The organism is Phenylobacterium sp. (genome assembly GCF_035569475.1).
Classification (GTDB): Bacteria; Pseudomonadota; Alphaproteobacteria; order Caulobacterales; family Caulobacteraceae; genus Phenylobacterium.
This window is the reverse complement of sequence record NZ_DATMNA010000086.1, coordinates 18,371-37,721: the sequence shown is the minus strand read 5'-3', so window position 1 is coordinate 37,721 and position 19,351 is coordinate 18,371. Positions and strand designations below refer to the sequence as shown.

General features: G+C 70.2%; 16 protein-coding genes and 1 riboswitch. Of the genes, 9 read left to right on the top strand and 7 right to left on the bottom strand.

Features of this window, described 5'->3' with window-relative positions:
* Position 1: 1 nt before the first annotated feature.
* Complete coding sequence (locus VNW53_RS12885) at positions 2 to 1,561, bottom strand: amidase (protein WP_325556077.1); 1,560 nt, start codon at positions 1,559 to 1,561, stop codon at positions 2 to 4.
* A 131-nt stretch (positions 1,562 to 1,692) separates the two neighbouring features.
* Here VNW53_RS12885 and VNW53_RS12880 point away from each other — a divergent pair, with 131 nt between their 5' ends.
* Positions 1,693 to 3,801 (top strand): ATP-binding protein, encoded by a 2,109-nt coding sequence (locus tag VNW53_RS12880; protein ID WP_325556076.1) that lies wholly within the window; start codon positions 1,693 to 1,695, stop codon positions 3,799 to 3,801.
* A 12-nt stretch (positions 3,802 to 3,813) separates the two neighbouring features.
* Here the strand turns inward: VNW53_RS12880 and VNW53_RS12875 are convergent, their stop codons facing one another.
* Positions 3,814 to 4,725 carry a sugar kinase gene (locus VNW53_RS12875; RefSeq protein ID WP_325556075.1) on the bottom strand — a complete coding sequence of 304 codons (912 nt, stop codon included), beginning with the start codon at positions 4,723 to 4,725 and terminating at the stop codon, positions 3,814 to 3,816.
* A 117-nt stretch (positions 4,726 to 4,842) separates the two neighbouring features.
* Here VNW53_RS12875 and VNW53_RS12870 point away from each other — a divergent pair, with 117 nt between their 5' ends.
* From VNW53_RS12870 to VNW53_RS12850, 5 genes are all read left to right on the top strand, one after another.
* Positions 4,843 to 5,805: a sugar phosphate isomerase/epimerase gene (locus VNW53_RS12870; protein WP_325556074.1), complete on the top strand. Its 963-nt coding sequence runs from the start codon at positions 4,843 to 4,845 to the stop codon at positions 5,803 to 5,805.
* A 99-nt stretch (positions 5,806 to 5,904) separates the two neighbouring features.
* Positions 5,905 to 6,125: riboswitch (cobalamin riboswitch) on the top strand.
* 192 nt (positions 6,126 to 6,317) lie between these two features.
* Positions 6,318 to 8,321, top strand: coding sequence for a TonB-dependent receptor (locus tag VNW53_RS12865; RefSeq protein ID WP_325556073.1), 2,004 nt, complete (start codon positions 6,318 to 6,320; stop codon positions 8,319 to 8,321).
* Positions 8,322 to 8,325: 4 nt separating this feature from the next.
* Complete coding sequence (locus VNW53_RS12860) at positions 8,326 to 9,192, top strand: ABC transporter substrate-binding protein (RefSeq protein WP_325556072.1); 867 nt, start codon at positions 8,326 to 8,328, stop codon at positions 9,190 to 9,192.
* A complete protein-coding gene (locus VNW53_RS12855) occupies positions 9,189 to 10,190 on the top strand; it encodes an iron ABC transporter permease (protein WP_325556071.1) in 1,002 nt (333 codons plus the stop codon). The genes VNW53_RS12860 and VNW53_RS12855 overlap by 4 nt, the downstream gene beginning before the upstream one ends.
* Positions 10,187 to 10,972, top strand: a complete 786-nt coding sequence (locus tag VNW53_RS12850; protein ID WP_325556070.1) for an ABC transporter ATP-binding protein — start codon at positions 10,187 to 10,189, stop codon at positions 10,970 to 10,972. The genes VNW53_RS12855 and VNW53_RS12850 overlap by 4 nt, the downstream gene beginning before the upstream one ends.
* Here the strand turns inward: VNW53_RS12850 and VNW53_RS12845 are convergent.
* The 3 genes from VNW53_RS12845 to VNW53_RS12835 all read right to left on the bottom strand — a co-directional run bounded on the left by VNW53_RS12845 (position 10,969) and on the right by VNW53_RS12835 (position 13,102).
* Positions 10,969 to 11,661, bottom strand: a complete 693-nt coding sequence (locus VNW53_RS12845; RefSeq protein WP_325556069.1) for a superoxide dismutase — start codon at positions 11,659 to 11,661, stop codon at positions 10,969 to 10,971. The two genes, VNW53_RS12850 and VNW53_RS12845, sit on opposite strands and share 4 nt — an antisense overlap.
* Before the next feature lie 76 nt (positions 11,662 to 11,737).
* The gene (locus tag VNW53_RS12840; protein WP_325556068.1) at positions 11,738 to 12,163 is read right to left on the bottom strand and encodes a VOC family protein; all 426 of its coding nucleotides are present in this window, start codon (positions 12,161 to 12,163) and stop codon (positions 11,738 to 11,740) included.
* A 201-nt stretch (positions 12,164 to 12,364) separates the two neighbouring features.
* Entirely contained in the window at positions 12,365 to 13,102 is a 738-nt protein-coding gene (locus tag VNW53_RS12835; RefSeq protein WP_325556067.1) for an N-formylglutamate amidohydrolase, read from the bottom strand.
* 65 nt (positions 13,103 to 13,167) lie between these two features.
* Here VNW53_RS12835 and VNW53_RS12830 point away from each other — a divergent pair, with 65 nt between their 5' ends.
* Positions 13,168 to 14,088 carry a transglutaminase family protein gene (locus VNW53_RS12830; RefSeq protein ID WP_325556066.1) on the top strand — a complete coding sequence of 307 codons (921 nt, stop codon included), beginning with the start codon at positions 13,168 to 13,170 and terminating at the stop codon, positions 14,086 to 14,088.
* 17 nt (positions 14,089 to 14,105) lie between these two features.
* Complete coding sequence (locus VNW53_RS12825) at positions 14,106 to 14,915, top strand: transglutaminase family protein (protein ID WP_325556065.1); 810 nt, start codon at positions 14,106 to 14,108, stop codon at positions 14,913 to 14,915.
* Positions 14,916 to 15,106: 191 nt separating this feature from the next.
* Here the strand turns inward: VNW53_RS12825 and VNW53_RS12820 are convergent, their stop codons facing one another.
* Both VNW53_RS12820 and VNW53_RS12815 read right to left on the bottom strand, forming a co-directional pair.
* A complete protein-coding gene (locus tag VNW53_RS12820) occupies positions 15,107 to 15,817 on the bottom strand; it encodes a hypothetical protein (RefSeq protein ID WP_325556064.1) in 711 nt (236 codons plus the stop codon).
* Between the two features lie 407 nt (positions 15,818 to 16,224).
* Complete coding sequence (locus VNW53_RS12815; protein WP_325556063.1) at positions 16,225 to 16,971, bottom strand: hypothetical protein; 747 nt, start codon at positions 16,969 to 16,971, stop codon at positions 16,225 to 16,227.
* Between the two features lie 305 nt (positions 16,972 to 17,276).
* Here VNW53_RS12815 and VNW53_RS12810 point away from each other — a divergent pair, with 305 nt between their 5' ends.
* Positions 17,277 to 19,316 carry a redoxin family protein gene (locus VNW53_RS12810; protein WP_325556062.1) on the top strand — a complete coding sequence of 680 codons (2,040 nt, stop codon included), beginning with the start codon at positions 17,277 to 17,279 and terminating at the stop codon, positions 19,314 to 19,316.
* Positions 19,317 to 19,351 lie beyond the last annotated feature (35 nt).

The following is a 19,351-nucleotide window of genomic DNA, read 5'->3' as shown; positions in this document are numbered from 1 at the left end:
GCTAGGCGTTCAACAGTGGCGGGGGCCGCTTCGTCCACTGGCCGGCGGCGGCCTCGTAGGCGGCGGCGAGCTTGAGGCAGGCCATTTCCCGCTGCACGGGGGCGACGATCTGGAGGCCGATGGGCAGGTTGCCGGGCCCGAAGCCGGCCGGAACCGCCAGGGCCGGGCACCCGGCCATGGTGACCAGGCAGACCCCCTTCATCCACTCGTGGTAGGTCCGCATGCGGTGGCCGGCGATCTCGTGCGGCCAGGTCTCCTCGGCCTTGAACGGGAAGAGCTGGGCGGTCGGCGCGATCAGGTAGTCGTAGCGTTCGAAGAACCTGCGTACGGCCTGGCTCCACTCGCTGCGAACGGTGCTGTCGGCGGTGACGTCGGCGGCCGACAGCTTCAGGCAGGTCTCGACCTCGTAGACCGCCTCGGGCTTCAGGAGCGGACGCGCGGCGGGGTCGTTGTAGTAGGCGAGCATCGCGCCGCCCTGCTGCCAGCCGCGCAGGCGGATGAACGACTGCCAGAGCTTTTCCAATGGATAGTCCGGGAAGGCCTCCTCCACGACGCAGCCCATGGCCTCGAAGGTCTTCAGGGCCGCGCGGCAGGTTTCGAGGACGCCCGGCTCGCAGGGCGTGAAGCCGCCGAAGTCGCCGGCCCAGGCGATCCGCTTGCCGCGCATGTCGCCGCCGAGGGACCCCCGGAACTGCTCGCCGCCGCTCTCCATCGACAGGGGCGCGCGGGCATCGTAGCCGGCCTGGACGGAGAGCAGCAGGGCCAGGTCGGCGACGTTCCTGGCCATCGGCCCTGTCACCCCCATGGACGGCAGCCAGTCCTCCTTGGCGTGGACCGGCACCCGGCCGGCGCTGGTTCGGAAGCCCACCACGTGGTTCCAGCCGGCGGGATTGCGGAGGCTGCCGCCATAGTCGCTGCCGTCGGCCACGGGCAGCATCCGCAGCGCCAGCGCGACGGCGGCGCCGCCGCTGCTGCCGCCAGCCGACCGGGTCTGGTCCCAGGCGTTGCGGGTGACGCCATAGACAGGGTTGAAGGTGTGCGAGCCGAGACCGAATTCCGGCGTGTTGGTCTTGCCGACGTAGATCGCCCCGGCCTTGCGCATCCGCTCCACGGGGATGCTGTCGGCAGTCGCCACGACGTCCCGGAAGATCGGCGAGCCTTGGGTGAAGCGGACGCCCTTGACCGGCTGCAGGTCCTTCACGGCGTGCGGGAAGCCGTGCAGCGGGCCGACGGGCTCGCGGCGGGTCAACTGGTCGTCGTGCGCCTGGGCCTGGTCCAGGAGGCCGCCTCGGTCCTGCAAGGCGACGATGGCGTTGACGTGCGGATTCACGTTGTCGATGTGGTCGAGGTAGGCGCGCATCACCTCCACGCAGGAGACCTTGCGGGCCTGGATCGCCCTGGCCAGGCTGGTCGCGTCCCACATGACGATCTCGGAGGGTGGCGAGGCGGCGCCGGGCCCCGCGGAAGCGGCGCTGACCGCGGCGCCCGCGACCGCGCCGCCGGCGAACCTGAGGACCGACCGGCGGTCGAGGCCATCGTCTGAAGTTCGATCGTCACTCATCGCCGTCACCCATCGGTTTGCCGGCCAAGCTACATCGATCGCCGACGCGCGCGAGCCTTGTTTCGGCTCGGGCTGACGGAGAACGGGCGCGCGTTAACCAGGCGTTGTCCGCCTCGGTCTTGAGTCGGCGCATGATCGACCCCGGCGACCGTAAGACCGCTCCGAAGAGCCAGGCCGCCGTGCGCCGGCTGCTGATCCTCACCTTCACCCTGGTCGCCGTGGTGCTGGTGGGCGTGACGGCCCTGCTGGTGTCCGGTTCGCGCCTGCTGGACGAGCTGAAGGTCCGCGAGGACCGCTTCCTGATCGCCAACGCCATCGACCGCATCAGCGCCCGGCTGGTGTCCGACATGACCACGGTGACCGTCTGGGACCAGGCCTACCGCAACCTGCGGCCCGGCGGCGACATGGCTTGGGCCGACGCCGAGATCGGCGGCTTCTTCGCCAACAACCGCGGCTTCGACCGCACCGTGGCGATCGATGCGCACGACGCGCCCTTCTACGCCTGGGTGGGCAAGCGCCGCGCCGACCCGGCCGGCCAGGCGCAGTTCGTCGCCGACGCCCTGCCGCTGATCCATGAGCTGCGGGCGAGCGAAGCGGCGCGCGGCGCCTATCGGCCGAAGGTAGAGCCGACCGATCCCACCCTGTCGGAGACGGCCAGGGGCGTGATGGTTTCCGGGGGGCGCCGCTATCTGATCGGCGTGTCCAGCGTCGTCCCATCGATCGGCGGCGCCGCCCGAGACCCTGGGCCGGCGGTGATGGTGATCGCCGCCCAGGCGCTGGATCCGCGGGTGCTCTATTCGCTCCGCCGCATGCATGTCATCGATCCGCAGGTGGTCGAGGCCGCGCCGCTCGGCGCCTCGGTGCGGCTGGTGGGCATCCGGGGGCGAAGCGTCGGCGCGGTCACCTGGAAGCCGAACCACCCGGGCCTCGCGGCGGTGAAGACCGCGATCCCGGCGCTGAGCCTGGGCCTGGCGGTGCTGCTGATCGTCACGACCGTCCTGGGCCGCCAGGTGTGGCGGGTGACGCGCGAGCTGGACGCCTACGAGCGCGCCCACCAGGCCGCCCTGCACGACCTGGAAGAGGCGCGCGACCGGGCCGAGAGCGCCAATGTCGCCAAGTCCCAGTTCCTGGCGAACATGAGCCACGAGATCCGCACGCCGCTGAACGGCATCCTGGGCATGGCGCAGGTGCTGGCGCTGGACGGCCTGCCCGCCGCGGCGCGGGAGAAGCTGCAGGTGATCCGCAATTCGGGCGAGACCCTGCTGGGCCTGCTCAACGACGTGCTGGACCTCTCCAAGATCGAGGCGGGGAGCATGGAGTTGGATCCCCAGCCCTTCGACCTGGCTACGGTGGCGGCGGCCGCGACGCGTCCCTTCGCGGACGCAGCGGCGCGCAAGGGCGTGGCCTTCCGCCTGGAGATCGACCCGGACGTGGAGGGCTCCTGGCATGGCGACGGCGGCAAGCTCCGGCAGGTCCTGGGCAACCTCGCGTCCAACGCCGTGAAGTTCACCGCGGCCGGCGAGGTCAGCCTCGCGGCGCATCGCTCGGCCCTCGGCGTTTCGTTCCGGGTCGCCGACACCGGCGTGGGCATCCCGGGCCCGGAGCTGGCGCGGCTGTTCCAGCGGTTCTCCCAGGTGGACCCCTCGATCACCCGCAGGTTCGGCGGCACCGGCCTCGGCCTGGCGATCTCCCGCGAGCTGGTGGCCCTGATGGGCGGGACGATCTCGGTGGCCAGCGTCGAGGGGCAGGGCTCGGCCTTCACCGTCGATCTGCCGCTGACATGGCTGGCCCGGCCGACCCAGGACGCGCCGCCGGCCCTGGCGTCCCTGCCGGAGCGCCGTGGGCTGCGGGTGCTGGCGGCCGAGGACAACCGGACCAACCGCCAACTGCTGGAAGCCATGCTGAGGCCGCTCGGCGTCGACCTTCGTCTGGCGGGCGACGGGGCCGAGGCTGTCGAGGCGTTCCGCGACGGCGAGTTCGACCTGGTGCTGATGGACGTTCAGATGCCGGTGATGAACGGCGTCGACGCGGCCCAGGCGATCCGGGCCCTCGAGCGCTTCGAGGGCCGGACGCCCACGCCGATCCTGGGGCTTTCAGCCAATGTGATGCGCCACCAGGTGGACGAATACATGGCGGCGGGCATGAACGGCTTCGTCGCCAAGCCGATCGCCATGGCCACCCTGCTGAGCGCCATCGAGAGCGCGCTTTCCGCGCCGGCCGGCAAGGCCGCGACCGCCTAGGATCGGCCGGCCCTAGCCTGACGCCGCCATCTCCGCCGAGGGAATGATCGCGCCCAGGTGCTGCACGACGCGTGCGGCCACGGCATGGCCGGCGGCGACGCAGCGCTCGGGCGGCTCGCCCCTCAGCCAGCAGGACAGGTAGCCCGCGTTGAAGCTGTCGCCGGCGCCGGTGGTGTCGACCGCCTTGACCGGCGGCGGGGCGGGCAGGCGGCGCGCCTCGCCGTCGATGTAGACCGCCACGGTGCGGTCCTCGGCGCGGGCGATGACTTCGGGACAGAGCCGCGCCCAGCCGGCCGCCACCTCGTCCAGCGGCCGAAGGGTGAGGGCCTCCACGTCCTGGCCGCTCGCCGAGACCAGCCTGCAGTAGGGGATCACGGCCTCCATGGCCGCCAGCGCCGTCTCCCGCGAGGGCCAGAGGCTGGGGCGGTAGTTGGTGTCGAAGGCGATGTTCACGCCGCGCGCCTTCAGGTCCGCCAGGATCGCCATCAACCGGGCGCGGCCCGCCTCGCCGATCACCGCCAGGGGGATGCCCGTGACATAGACGAGGTCGGCCTGACGCATGGCCGCGATGACCGCGTCCAGGTCGGCGACGTCGAAGAACTGCCGCACCGGCGCCTGTTCGCGCCAGAAGAAGAACGACCGCTCGCCGTGGGCGTCACGCTGGATGGCGTAGAGGCCGGGCAGGCGGCCGGGCGCGCGGGTGACCAGCTCGGCGCCGACGCCTTCCGCGGCCATCAGGTCGAGGATGGCGGTGCTGAACGGGTCGCCATCGCCCAGCGCCGTGGCGAAGCTGACCGGGGTTCCCAGGCGGCGCAGATAGACCGCGGTGTTGAACACATCGCCCGCATAGCCGATGACAGCGGAGTCGGAGCCTGTAAGGCTGACCTCCACCATGCATTCGCCGAAGCCCACGACCCCGCCCATGCCCGCTCCGCCGACGCCCCCGATCCAAGCCGCCGAGACTAGCCCGGTTCGCTTGAACAACCTATGCCGAAGCCTCGGAAAAGGCCCGGCTTTCGCGATGTCCCGCAGGAGAGAAGAATGATCCCGGTGTCCCGCAGGACCGCCTTGGGCGCAGGCCTCGCCGCGGCGGCTTCGAGCCTGGCGGCGGGCGCCTCGGCGCGCACGCCCCGGGAGCCGTTCTTCAAGGGCAACGGCCTGCCGATCGGCCTGCAGCTCTATACGCTGGGCGGCGATCTGCGGGCCGATGTGGACGGGATGTTGGGGCAGGTGGCGAAGATCGGCTACCGCACCGTCGAGATGGCCGGCTACCTCGGTCGCACGCCCGCGGAGCTGCGCGCGGCGTTCGACAAGGCGGGCCTGCGCTGCACCAGCAGCCACGTGCAGGCCAGGCCGTCAGGGCCGGAGCCCAGCCTGGCCGATGTCGACCGGCTGATCGCCGACGCCAAGGTCATCGGCATCGAGCACATCGTCCTGCCGATGTTCGCGATCCCCGACCATATCGACATGAAGCCCCGGCCGGGCGAGGACCGGGCGACAGTGATGGACCGGCTGGCCGCGCAGATCGCCGCCGACGACTGGAAGGCCACGGCCGAGCTGCTCAACGCCAAGGGCAGGGCGCTGAAGGCCGCGGGCCTGACCCTGGGCTACCACAACCACAACGTCGAGTTCGCGCCGGTCGGCGGGACGACGGGGCTGGAGATCCTGCTGAAGGGCACGGACCCGGCGCTGGTGTCGTTCGAGATGGACGTGGGCTGGGTGGTGGCCGCCGGCCACGACCCCTTCGCGCTCCTGAAGGCGCACGCGGGGCGTTTCAAGCAGATGCACGTGAAGGACGTGAAGGCCTCGACCAAGCCCAACTTCGCCTTCCGCCAGGACCCCACCGAAGTGGGCTCCGGGATCATCCCCTGGAAGCGCCTGCTGCCGGCGGCCTACGCTGAGGGCGTGCGCGGGTTCTTCGTCGAGCAGGAGCCGCCGTTCGAGCGACCGCGGATCGAGGCGGCGAGGCTCTGCTTCGACTACCTGAACGCCGTCGTGGCCTGAGGCGGTCGTTCCGCCAAGCATGGACAAACCGCCGGAACGGAGCGAAAGACGCGCCGTCACGGTCAAGTTCGGCCGCGATCGTCCGCCGCCTATCCGCGGGCGGGTACCCTGCGCGCCGATGCCCTTCGGGGCTTAATCGGGAACGTAGTAGGGGGTCTGAAAGCCCCCGATCTGCGGCTGTCCCTGCAACTGTAAGCGGTGAGCGCATACGTCCTGGGCGGGGATTTCCCCGCCAGCCACTGGGCCGAAAGGCCCGGGAAGGTCGGCGTGTGACGCGATGACCCGTGAGCCAGGAAACCGGTCGGTGCGTGTCGCTCGAGCTTTCGGATCAGTGTGAATCCGGGGCGCGGTCTTCCGTCTGAGCGACGAGCAGAAGCGGTGGGGAGCCGTTTCGACCGGTCCGGCCAGGCGCGCCATCCGCGTCCGCGCCGCCGGTCCGTCGGCCTTGCGGGCGCAAGCCCATGGGGAGGCTCTCCGCCTGTCGTTCAGACGCAAGGCAACGGAGGGCTTTCATGCCCAGATACTTCCTCGGCGCCGGTTTCCTGGCGCTCACCGCGGCGGCGCCGCTTCACGCCCTGGCCGCCGACGCGCCAGCGCCCACGGCGATCGTCGACCCGCTGGTGGTCACGGCCTCCCGCTCCGGCGACGCCACGCCCAGCGACCTGGTGGCGGCCTCGGTCACGGTGATCGACGACCAGGCGATGCAGGACCGCCAGGTCCGCGTCGTCTCCGACGTGCTGCGCGACGCGCCCGGCGTCGCCGTCAGCCGTACAGGCGCCGTGGGCGGCATGACCCAGGTCCGCCTGCGCGGGTCGGAGGCCAACCAGACCCTGGTGCTGATTGACGGGATCAAGGCCTCGGACCCGTTCTTCGACGAGTTCGACTTCGGTACGATCATCGCTGACGAGGCCGCGCGGATCGAGGTGCTGCGCGGCCAGCAGTCCTCGCTCTACGGCTCCGACGCCATCGGCGGGGTGATCAGCTACACCACGCTCACGGGCGCCGAGGCGCCGGGCGTGCGGCTGCGCGCCGAGGGCGGGTCGATGGGGACCTATGCGGGCGGCGCGCGCGCGGCCGGCGTCAACGGCGACCTCGACTATGCTGTCTCGGCCAGCGGCCTGCACACCGACGGCTATCCGGTGGCGGTCGGCGGCCATCGCAATGTCGGCTCCGACAGCGCGGGGGCCTCGGCCAAGCTGGTCTGGGCCGCCGCGCCCAACCTGCGGATCACCGCGGTAGGCCGCTACAGCTACACCGACGCCGACACCGACGACAGCGACCAGAACAGCGCAAGCCGGACCTTCGGCCTGACCCTCGACAGCCCCGGCGTCCACTATGTGAACGAGGCCGTCTATGGGCTGTTGCGCGCGGAGCTGGCCTCGCCGGACGGGCGCTGGACCAATGCGGCGAGCGCCCAGGTCGCCGACACCCGGCGCAGCGATTTCGACGTCGCCAACGCCTTCGCCCCGGCCGCGGGCCAGGCGATCGTCAAGGTCTCCGGCGACCACGGCACGCGGTTCCGGGAGTCCTACGAGAGCGCCTACCGGTTCGGCGACGAGCACCTGAAGCAGCGGGTGACCCTGGCCTTCGACGCCGAGCAGACCACCTCCCAGACCACGGTCTCGCCCTTCGGCGCCTTCACCGGCAAGGAGCGGATCGACACCACCGGCCTGGTGGGCGCCTACGACCTGACGGTGGACGATCGCGCCTCGTTCGGAGCCTCGGTGCGGCATGACTGGAACAGCCGCTTCGCCGACGACACCACCTACCGCGCCCAGGCGAGCTACCGGTTCGACGGGGGAACGCGGGTGCATGCGGCGGCGGGCTCGGGGGTGAAGGACCCGAGCTTCAGCGAACTGTTCGACTTCTTCGCCGGGCGGTTCATCGGCAACCCGAACCTGCAGCCGGAAAAATCGGAAGGCTGGGAGGCGGGCGTCGACCAGACCTTGCTGGGCGGGCGCGCCCACGTCGGGGCCACCTATTTCGACAACCGGCTGAGCAACCAGATCACCACCAGCTTCGCCACCGGCGTCGCCATGCCGGTGAACCTGCCGGGGACGGACAAGCAGCGCGGGGTGGAGCTGTTCGCCGACGCCCAGCTCAGCCCCGACTGGCGGCTGGACGCGGCCTACACCTGGCTGGACGCGCCGCAGGCCCGCTCGGTGATCCTGGCCGGCAAGTTCGTCACCTTCGACGGCCAGGCCGTGCGCCGGGCCCGGGACATCGCCAGCGCGAACCTGACCTGGGCGCCGGGCGGCAGGCCGTTCAGCGCGACGCTTACGGTGCGGTACAACGGCAGGCAGAACGACCTAGCGTTCACCGACCCGTCGTTCACGCCGGTGCTGGTGTCGCTGAAGGCCTTCACCCTGGTGAACCTGGGCGGGACCTGGAAGGTCAACGACACGGTCGAGCTGTTCGGCCGGGTCGAGAACCTGTTCGACCAGAGCTACCAGGAGGTGTTCAGCTTCGCGGCGCCGGGCCGCGCGGCCTATGGCGGCGTCCGGCTGAGGTTCTAGGGACATGCGACCCGCGCTCCGCACCGCCGTGGCTGGGATGGCCGTCGCCCTGATGGGCGCAGCCTTTCCGCCCGCGTCGGCGGCGGAGCGCGGCGTTCCGCAGCGGATCATGTCGCTGAACGTCTGCACGGACCTGTTGCTGCTGGAACTGACGCCCAGGTCCCGGATCGCCTCGGTGACCTTCCTGGCGCCCGAGGCGGCCCAGGCGCTGTTCCCGGGCGCGGCGGCGGGCATCCCGCTCAACCACGGCTCGGCCGAGGACATCGTCAATGTGAAGCCGGACCTGATCCTCGACAGCGGCCTCTCCAATCCGATGATCCGGCGGATCGCGCGGCGGATGGATGCGCCCGTGGTGGAGGTGAAGAACGCCGACAGTTTCGCCGACATCCGCGATGTGGTGCGCCAGGTGGGCGCCGCGGTGGGCGAGGTCGCGCGGGCCGAGGCCCTGATCGCCCGCATGGATGCGACGCTCGCGGACCTGGCGGCCCATCCGCCGCCGCGCAGATTGCGGGTCGTGGCCTGGAGCGGCGGCTCGGCCGTGCCGGGCAAGGGCAGCCTGACCGACGCCATCGTCACCGCCGCCGGCGCGGTGAACATCGCCGCCCAGCCGGGCGCCGCGGAATCCACCTTCGGCGTCGAGGAACTGCTGGCCGCGGCCCCCGACGCGCTGCTGTACGGCGGCGCGACCCTGGGCCGGCCCTCGCTGCTCAGCGACGAGGGCCAGCATCGGGCGGTTCGGCGGCTCTATGCGGGACGGCGGATCGCCTACAACGACATCACCCACACCTGCGGCGTGCCGCAGTCGGCGGACAGCGCGCGCGACCTGCGCCGGGCGCTGGCCGCCCTGCCGGCGCGGGAGGCCGCGCGATGAAGCCCGCGCGCAGCCTGCCGGGCTTCGTCCTGCCGAGTCTGGCCGCGGCGGTCCTGCTGGCGGCGGCGGTCGCCTCGCTGTTCTTCGGCCGGGTGAACATAAGCCCGGCCGAACTCTGGGCCGGGATCGTCTCGCCGCACGCCAGCCTCGCCGGCGTGGTGGTCACCGAGCTGCGCCTGCCGCGCACCGTCCTGGCGATCATCGTGGGCGCGGCGCTGGGTCTTTCGGGGGCGGTGCTGCAGGGCCTGCTGCGCAACCCCCTGGCGGAGCCCGGCCTGCTGGGGGTGACCAACGGGGCGGCGCTGGGGGCGGTGATCGCCATCTACTTCGGCCTGGCGCACGTCTTCGCCCTGGCGACGCCGGTGCTGGGCCTGGCGGGGGCGATGGGCGCGGGCGCGCTCACCTTCGCCTTCGGGCGGACCAGCTCGCTCACCCTGATCCTCGCCGGGGCGGCGGTGTCGAGCCTGATGGCCGCCTTCCTGGCCATGGCGCTGAACTTCGCGCCCAGCCCCTATGCAGCCTACGAGATGAGCATCTGGATGCTGGGCTCGTTCTCCGAGAAGAGCTGGGACCACGTGCTGCTGGCGGCGCCCTTCATCGTGGCCGGGATGGCGATCCTGTCGAGCATGGGCAGAGCCATCGACGCCCTGACCCTGGGCGAGGCGCAGGCGGAGAGCCTGGGCGTGGCCGTGGACCGCACCCGCGTCCTGGTCCTGCTGGGGGTCGGGCTTTCGGTGGGCGCGGCGACCTCGGTGGTGGGCTCGGTGGGCTTCATCGGCCTGGTGGCCCCGCACCTGGTGCGGCCGTTCGTCGGGCACCAGCCGAGCCGGACCCTGTTGCCCTCGGCCCTGCTCGGGGCGGCGCTGCTGCTGCTGGCCGACATCGGCACCCGGGTGATCCACACGAACACCGAGCTGCGGCTGGGCGTGATCACCAGCCTGATCGGGGCGCCGTTCTTCTTCTGGCTGTTGCTGAGATTGCGGAAACTCGCGCCATGACAAGGCTTTGCGCGACAAACCTCAGTGTAAGGCGCGGCGGCCGCGCAATCGTCGACGACGTCTCGTGCGCGCTGGAGGGCGGGAGCTTCGTGGCGGTGGTAGGGGCGAACGGGGCGGGCAAGTCGACCCTGCTGTCGGTGCTGGCCGGCCTGCTGGCGCCCGACGACGGCGCGGTCAGCCTGGACGGGACCCTGCTGCCGCGGCTGGCCCGGCGGGAGCTCGCGCGGCGGCGCGCCTACCTGCCGCAGAGCCCGCGCGCCGAGTGGCCGATCGCCGTGGAGCGGCTGGTGGCGCTGGGGCTGACGCCGCAACTTCCAGCGTTCGGAGGCCTGCCCGGCAGGCTCGAACCTCTATTGACTGAGGCGTTGACCGCCTGCGACCTGGCCGGCCACCGGCTGCAGCCGGCGACGACGCTGTCGGGCGGGGAGCTGTCGCGCGCCATGCTGGCCCGGGCCCTGATCGGCGACCCTCAGGTGGTGATCGCCGACGAGCCGATCGCGGGCCTCGATCCGCGGCACGCCCTGGACACGGTGACGCGCTTGCAGGGGCTGGCGGGGCAGGGCCGGCTGGTGGTCACGGCCCTGCACGACCTGACGCTGGCCCTGCGCTTTTCCACCCATCTCATGGCGCTGAAGGCCGGCCGGCTCGCCGCCTTCGGGCCGACGGCGAGGGTGCTCACCGCCGGCCTGCTGCGCGAGGTCTTCGAAGTGGAGGCCCGGATCTCCGGCGACGGCGCGCAGGCCTACGTCGACTATCTCGGGCCGTCAGGCGCTGAGCGTTAGGCCCGCGGGCGCTGCTCGCCTTCGCCGGGCGGTTCGCGGCGGTCGCCGTCGTCGTTGGCGCCGGGCGACGGATAGCGGAAGCCCTCCGCCTGGCCGTCCGCGGCGGCGAGCTGCTTTTCGGCGAAGGCGAAGTTGGCGACCTTGTCGAGCCAGGCCTTGAGGAAGCTCTTCCGGTCGTTCTTGTAGTCCAGATAGTAGGCGTGCTCCCAAAGGTCGCAGACCAGCAGGGGGAAGAGGCCGTCCTTGACCAGGGTGTCGTCGGCGTCGTGGGTGGAGACCACCTTCAGGCCCTCGGACCCCGTGACCAGCCATACCCAGCCCGACCCGAAGTGGCTGAAGCCTTCCTCGACGAAGGCGTCCTTGAAGGCGTCGACGCTGCCGAAGGCCCGCTCGATGGCGGCCTTCAGGGCGCCGGAGGGCTCCGCCGATTTCGGCGTCATGCAGTGCCAGAAGAAGGCGTGGTTCCAGGCCTGTGCGGCGTTGTTGAACAGGGGTTTCTCGCCCTTGCGCGAGGCTTCGCGCACCACTTCCTCCAGCGGGCGGCCGTCGAGGCCGGCCTTCTGGCTGAGCTCGTTGGTCTTCTCGACGTAGGTCTTGTGGTGCTTGTCGTGGTGGGTGTGGAGGGTGTCGGCCGACAGGGTCGGCTCGAGCGCGGCATAGTCGTACGGCAGCTTCGGCAGGGTGAACATGGCGGGGGAGCTCCTTATCGATGGAGAACCCGCCGCCGCCGAGGGCTGTTCCTCGCCGAGCGCAGTTCGGCAGGCGTCAGCGCCGCATCGAGATGAGTTCGAGTTCCCGGCCTTCCGGGTCGAGGACGAAGGCCACCCGCATGCCGTCCGCGTCCCACGGTTCGCGATGCGGCGCGGCGCCTTGCCTGACCGCATGGGCGTAGGCCGCATCCACGTCGCGGACGTAGAGGCCGAGCGGTCCGTGGGCCGAGCCGACCGCCGTCTCGCGCCCGTCCCTGTTCCAGTAGAGGATCAGGCTGAAGCCGGCCTCCTCGCCGGGTCGGCGTAGGACCAGCTCCACGATTTCCGGCAGGTCGATGGTCTGGGCGACGACCAGGCCGAAGGCGCGCTCGTAGAAGCCGCGCATGGCGGCAAGGTCGCGGACCACGAACTTGACGAAGCCGAAGCGCACGGAGGGCGACGTCGCCGCCTGCGGCGCGGGGGCGTTGGCGGTTTCACTCATCCGGCTTCCTCCTCCGTGGGGCTCATGGGCCGCTCTTGCGTACATCCTGCGCGCGATGCGGCGGCCGGGGTAGGGCAGATCATCCAATTGTTCTGACGCCCAAACCCGTCGGGACCGCCACGGAGCTCATAGGTTCCCGGCACAAGGCCGGGAATGACGAAAGAAATCGTGTAATTACAACGAGCTGATTAGGTTTTCAGTTTAGGGTTGGCCCGCGTCCGCCAGTGCGGCCGGGAGCAGGCGTGCGACGACTTCGGCGATTTCGGCCTGGCCGGCGGGGTCGGCGAGCAGGTCCTGGCGGACCTCCAGCTCAAGGTAGTCGAGGCCGCGGCCGCCGGCGTGGACCGGAATGGTGAAGTCGACCTCGTCCATGCGGTAGGGCTGGTTGTCGCCCACCAGGGCCTCGCCCAACTCGCCGCGCAGCCGGGCCAGGACCGCGCGGGAGTAGGGGCTGTCGCCGGCGTGCAGGACCCCGAAGCGCCACGGCCGGTCGAAGCCGTTCATCCGCGGCGTGAAGGAGTGCAGCGAGACCAGGGTGGTGCCCAGGCCGTGCGCGGCGCGAGCGTCGAGCTCCGCGGCGATCGCGGCGTGGTAGGGCCGGGCGACCTCGGCGACGCGGGCCTCGCGGGCGGCGGCGGAAAGGCCCCGATTGCCGGGAATCACGGCGCCGTCGCTGACCTCGGGGATGGCGTCGGGCCGCGCCGGGTCGCGGTTGCAGTCGATCACCAGGCGCGAGAACCGCTGGCGCAGGAAGGCCGCATCCAGGGCCTGCGACAGCCGCGCGCCGAGGCCCGCGACCCCGATGTCCCAGGCGATATGGCGGTTGAACTCGGCGGCCGGAAGCCCCAGATCGCCCAGCGCGAGAGGTATTTCGCGGCCCGCGTGGTCGCCCAGAAGCAGAAAAGGCGACGCGGCGCCCGGATTCAGCACAATGGCCACGCTGCGCTCATCGGGCGCAAGCAGCGTCATGGACCCGTTAACGGAATCGCCCGCACCGTTCACCAATGCCCTTGGTCTCCATTCGCCATCTGACGGCCTATCGCTACCGCAACCCGGTGGCGCTGGGCGAGCACCGGATGATGTTGCGGCCGCTGGAAAGCTATGACCAGCGGCTGGTCTCGGCAGACCTCGCGGTGTGGCCGCAGCCGGCGGTGTTGCGCAACGTCCACGACGTGTTCGGCAACTGCGTGTCGATCGCCCGCTTCACCGGCCGCGCGGAACGGCTGTCGGTGGAAAGCCGGGTGACGCTGGAGCACACCCCGCAGCCCGCCTTCGACCTCGACGGCGAAAGCTATGCGGCCACCTTGCCCTTCGCCTACAGCCCGGAAGACCTGCCGGACCTGACGCGCTCCATCGAGCGGCAGCACGCCGACCCGGCCGGCGAGCTGGAGGCCTGGGCGCGGCGGTTCGTGCGCCGGGCCGGGCCCACCAGCCTGCGCACCCTGCTCTCCGACATGACCCACGCGATCCACGGCGAGTTCGCCTATGGGACGCGCCTTACCGGGGGGCCGCAGGATCCTTTGGAGACCTTGGCGCTGGGCGCGGGGAGCTGCCGCGACTTCGCCATGCTGATGATCGAGGCGGTGCGCAGCCTGGGCCTCGCGGCGCGGTTCGTGTCAGGCTACGTCTATTCATCGTCCGCAAAAGCCGGCCGAGCGGGCGGCGGCCACACCCACGCCTGGGTCCGCGTCTTCCTGCCGTCCTGCGGCTGGGTGGAGTTCGACCCGACGAACGGCATCGTCGGCAACCAGGACCTGGTCCGCGTGGCGATCGCCCGCGATCCGCGCCAGGCGGTGCCCCTGCACGGAACCTGGGCAGGGCTGCCCGCCGATTACCTGGGAATGGACGTGGAGGTGGAGGTTTCCGTGGAAGCCGGCGCCGATACGCAACCGGCGCCGCTCAGGCGTGTTGCGCAGGGACGCTAACCAGCCCAAGGACTCCCATGCGCATCCGAGCCGGCTACGAGATCACCTACGAGTGTCCGCAGCCGACGCCGATGCTGCTGCTGCTGAACGTGCACGCCTCGCGCCACCAGGACCTGGAGACGGTCGATGTGGTGCGCACCGACCCGTCGCTGCCGGTCGCGCAGTATCACGACAGCTTCGGCAACCTGTGCAGTCGCGTGGTGCTGCCGGCGGGGCGCACGGTGCTGTCGGCCGACTTCGTGATCCGCGACTCCGGCGAGCCCGATCCGGTGACGCCGGAAGCGATCCAGCATGCCGTCGAAGACCTGCCGGACGACGTGATCGTGTTCCTGCTGGCCAGCCGCTACTGCGAGACCGAGCACCTGAGCGACCTGGCCTGGCGGCTGTTCGGGGACGTGCCGCCCGGCTGGGGCCGCGCCCAGGCGATCGTGAAATACGCCCACGAGCGGATCACCTTCGGCTACGAGCACGCACGGCCCACCAAGACGGCGTTCGAGGCGCATGAGGAGCGCCAGGGCGTCTGCCGCGACTACGCCCATCTGGCCATCACCCTTTGCCGCTGCATGAACATCCCGGCCCGCTATTGCACGGGCTACCTGGGCGACATCGGCGTGCCGGTGGTGGGCGAGATGGATTTCAGCGCCTGGTTCGAGGCCTACCTCGGCGGCCGCTGGCGGGTGCTGGACGCGCGGCACAACAAGCCCCGCATCGGCCGCATCCTGATGGCCCGCGGCCGCGACGCCACCGACGCGGCGATCGTCACCAGCTTCGGCCCCAACACCCTCGCGGGCTTCAAGGTGATCGCCGAGGAACTGCCGGGGAGTTAGCGGTCAGTGTCCATCGGCCGCCGGCTGAGGCGCGGCAGTCTCGGAAGCGGGCTTTGGCGGCTCGGAAGCCAGCCGTGCTCCGGCGCGCGCGCAAACGGAACTCGGCGAGGGCGGAGCGGGAGCCGGCTCCCGCTCCGTCGGATAGCCGTTGGCCGAACTCCCCGATCGACAGGCCGACCGGGGTCCGCGGCCTATCGCGCCGGGACGATGCTCAGTTCCGGCTGATAGCGAATGACCCGATAGTTCGTGCGCGCCACGACGCCGGCGGCTTCGGGCGGCAGCTTCGCCGCGGTCGCCGCCTTGCCGAACTCGGCCGGGAACCTGTCCAGGTCGGCGAAGGAGTCGAAGAGCACCACGACATTGAACTCGTTGGGGTCGCCGCCCAGGCCGGTCTGCGACACCAGAACGCCCTTGGCGTTGGTTTTTGCGATGACCGCCGTGAGCGCCCTCAGGTTGGTCGTATAGGCCGAGACGTGGCCCGGCGCGACGCCCTGGGTCGAGAGGACCGCCAGCTTGGGCCGATAACCCGGCTTCGGCGCGACGCTGAGCTCCGGCCGCGGCGTGACGAGGTAGGTGCGCAAGTCCAGGATCATCGACTGCCGCTTCGCCACCACCGCCGCGGTCTCGGCCTGACTGACACCGCTGGGAGGCGTGTCGTAGCTTGAGACCCCCGTGATCGGGCGCACGAAATACACCTCTCCGCCGAGACCCATAGTCGTCGTCCAGGTCTCGCGGTCCTTGACCCCGCCTTTGATCCGCAGGGGATTGGATTCGTTCTTGACCCAGTCCTGGAACGCCTGTTCCTGGCCCGGCTTCACGTGCAGGAGCGTGATCTCGATGGCCTGGGGCGCAGCAGGCTGCTGTGCCAGGGCTGCGCTTGATCCTGCCGCGCCGACGAGCAATCCGCCAACGCCAGCAATAAGTCCGATAGCACGACTAGCGTGATTCATAGTATTTCTCCCGATGATGAATTTTTTTAGTTTTCGAATACTGTAGAATACGCAACATCGGCCCAGATTGACTCTGGAGTTCTTCCAAGGCGCATGGGCTGCGCGAAGGATGGACGTGATCGGGCGGGATCTCAGGATGTCCCTTGGGCGTTCGGCGGCGACCCGCGCTTGGGCGCCCGCCCTATCATGTCCATGCTGCCCCCCGCCTGGCGCTGGAGACTTGCATAACACGGATCTGCGGAACTTCCGCTATGGGTCCGAAAGCAGTCCTAGGTCAGGGGCCGAAGCCTGACGTTTCGGCGGAGCGCCGGGACACCCGACGCTTTTGAACACGGCTTCGCGGAAGAGGGACCTTGAAGCTATCTGGGTTGCCCCCATGGCGGGCTGTCCACGGCCAGTTGCGACACGGCCTCATCGCGCGGCGTGTCGATGGGCAGGCAGACCGCGTGGGGCAATTCGTATCCCGCCTCCGTGGCCTTTGGCGTTTCCTTGGTGATCCCGAGCGCTCGAGCTCGTCGGAAAGCGATTTCCATAGCCACTCGCGTGTTCCAGAGTTCGTAGCGGGCCTGCTGCAGGGCGGACAGGAAGTGTATGCGCCCGGCCGGGCCGAGCGGGCCGGTCCAGGTTTCGAGGCCGCGCAGTTGGGCCCATGCCGCCTGTTCACTCTCCTGGGCGTCAGCAAACCGCGACAGGGGGCTGTAGACCCCCGCCAAGCGCCCTTGTTCCGCATCGTCGAAGAGGCTGACCCTTCCAGACCCCGTCGCGGCCTGCCAACGCTGCGCCGCGATCAACCAACTCGACGGTTGTCCGATCCAGTCGGGTCTCGGCGTCAGGGGGCCTTCGCCAGCCTTGACCAACAAGGTTCCAATTTCATCGAGCCGCCGCTCCACGCAGGCCTGCGTCGCCATACGGCCTTGCATGTAGGATAGGTTGAGGCGGATCTCGGTGTAGACAGCGCCGCGCGCTTCGGCGGCGGCGTGGCGATCGCGAAGCGCCACCGCGACCTGCTCTGCGCCCAGCGCGGTCAGCACGCCGACGACGATGATCACGTACTCCTTCAGGAACTCGCGCACGCCGTGCCAGGGCTTGGGTTTGTGGATGTCCATGCCGCCCCCCAGCGGTTCACTCGCGGCGACGGTAAACGCACTCACCGGCGATCAGCAACGGCGGGAATGCGTACGATCCAGATTCTCGGTCCGCTCCTCTCCGGGGCGCGCAGCGCCGTGGGAGAGGAGCGGACCGATGGAGCGTCAGCAGATTGCATCCAAGAGCGCGGGCGGCGGCGACTAGCCCACAGACGCTGGGTCGCATGCGGGCGCGGCAATATTCGTGTAACGTGGTCGGCCGATATACAGCGTAAGGGCGGCCGCGCCTGCGGGCGTGGCGGACGACGATCTGGGGAGCGATTTCGATGAACAGTCCGAAGCTTGGGGTCCTGGCCCTGTTCGCGAGCGCCGCGGCGCTGGTGGGCTGCACGAGCGACCAGACGGCCAGCGCCCTTGGGCACGGATCGGCTGCGGCGGCGACCGCGCCGATGGCGGCCTCGGTCGACAACTTCATGCTGGTGGACGCCAACATGGAGGCCCACGAACTCTTCCGGCTGGCCGACGCCAAGGCGGTGGTGATCGTGAGCCAGGCGAACGGAGACGCGGTGATGCGGGCCCAGGCCCCGGCGCTGAAGGGGCTGAAGGCCGCCTACGCCGCCAAGGGCGTCGAGTTCATGATGCTGAACTCCAGCCTCAAGGACAGCCGCGAGGCGATCCAGGCCGAGGCCGAGAAGGCCGGCTACGACACTCCGATCCTGATGGACAGCTACCAACTGGTCGGCGAGAGCCTGGGCGTGACCCGCTCGGCGGAAGTCATCGTCGTCGATCCCAAGACCTGGAAGGTGGTCTATCACGGCGCCCTGCCGGGGTCCGCCAAGGCGCTCGAGGCGCTCACCGCCGGCCAGCCGGTGAGCCTGGCGCAGGCCGAGCCCAGCAAGGGCGCGCCGATCGCCTTCCCGGAACGCGGCGTGGCCAAGGTCTCCTACGTCAAGGACGTGGCGCCGATCCTGGAGGCCAAGTGCGTGGCCTGCCACGAGGAGGGCGGCATCGGCCCCTTCGCCATGACCAACTACGCCATGGTCAAGGGCTTCGCCCCGATGATCCGCGAGGTGATCCGCACCGACCGGATGCCGCCCTATCACGCCGATCCGCACATCGGGAAATTCTCCGACGACAAGCGGCTGACGGCGGACGAGGTGAAGACCGTCGTCCACTGGATCGAGGAAGGCGCGCCGCGCGGCGAGGGCGCCGACCCGCTGGGCGCGGTCAAGCACGTCGCCCAGGAGTGGCCGCTGGGCAAGCCGGACCTGATCATCGAGGTGCCGGCCTTCAAGATCCCCGCCTCGGGCGTGGTCGACTACCAGCGTCCGGCGGTGGCCGGCACGCTCACCGAAGGCAAGTGGGTCCGCGCCTCAACCGTGAAGCCTGGCTCGCGCCAGGGCGTGCACCACCTGCTGACCGGCTGGATGGAATCGATGCCGGCTGATGGCCGTTCGTCCGAGACCAAGTGGGCCGCGTCGCTGGGCGCGGGCTATGCGGTGGGCGCGGAAAGCTCCACGGAGCCCGCCAACGCCGGCGTCTATCTGCCGCCGGGCGGCGCCTACGGCTTCCAGATGCACTACACGCCGTTCGGCAAGGAGGTCGAGGACAAGAGCCAGGTCGCGCTCTACTTCTATGACAAACCGCCGGAACTGATCATGCACAGCGTGGTGGTGATCAACACCAACATCGAAATCCCGGCGGGCGAGGCGCGCCACAAGGAAGTGGCCTACGTGCAGTTCCCGCACGACGCGCTGCTCTACTCGGCCTTCCCTCACGCCCACTATCGCGCCTATTCGTCGGACCTCTGGATCCAGTATCCGGACGGCAAGATGAAGGAGCTGCTGGCCCTGCCGCGCTACGACTTCAACTGGCAGCGGAGCTACACCTTCGCGGAGCCGATCAAGGTGCCGGCGGGCTCGAAGCTGGTGGCGCACTACGTCTATGACAACTCGGCGCGCAATCCGTCGAACCCGGACCCGAAGATCAACGTCTCGTGGGGCGAGCAGTCGTTCCAGGAGATGCTGTTCACCTCGCTCAGCTACCGCTGGGTGGGGGAAACCTCGTCGCACCGGGTCAGCTATGACGACGAGATGGGCAAGACCCGGCTGCTCGGCATGCTGGACTCGAATCTGGACGGCAAGATCGAGAAGGCCGAGCTGAAGGGTCGCACCGGCGCGATGTTGCTCAAGTACTTCGACATACTCGACAAGAACCACGACGGCTATCTGGACGGCGACGAACTGGCCGCCGCGCAATCCATGATGGGCAGCCGCCGCTCGGCCGCGGCCCCGCCCTCGGCGGCGCCGAAGTCGGAAGCCGCGCGCAACGCCGAGGCCTTCAACGAGACCCCGACCAGCCGCTAAGGGCTTTCGGGTTCAAAAGATCGGGAAACGCCGGG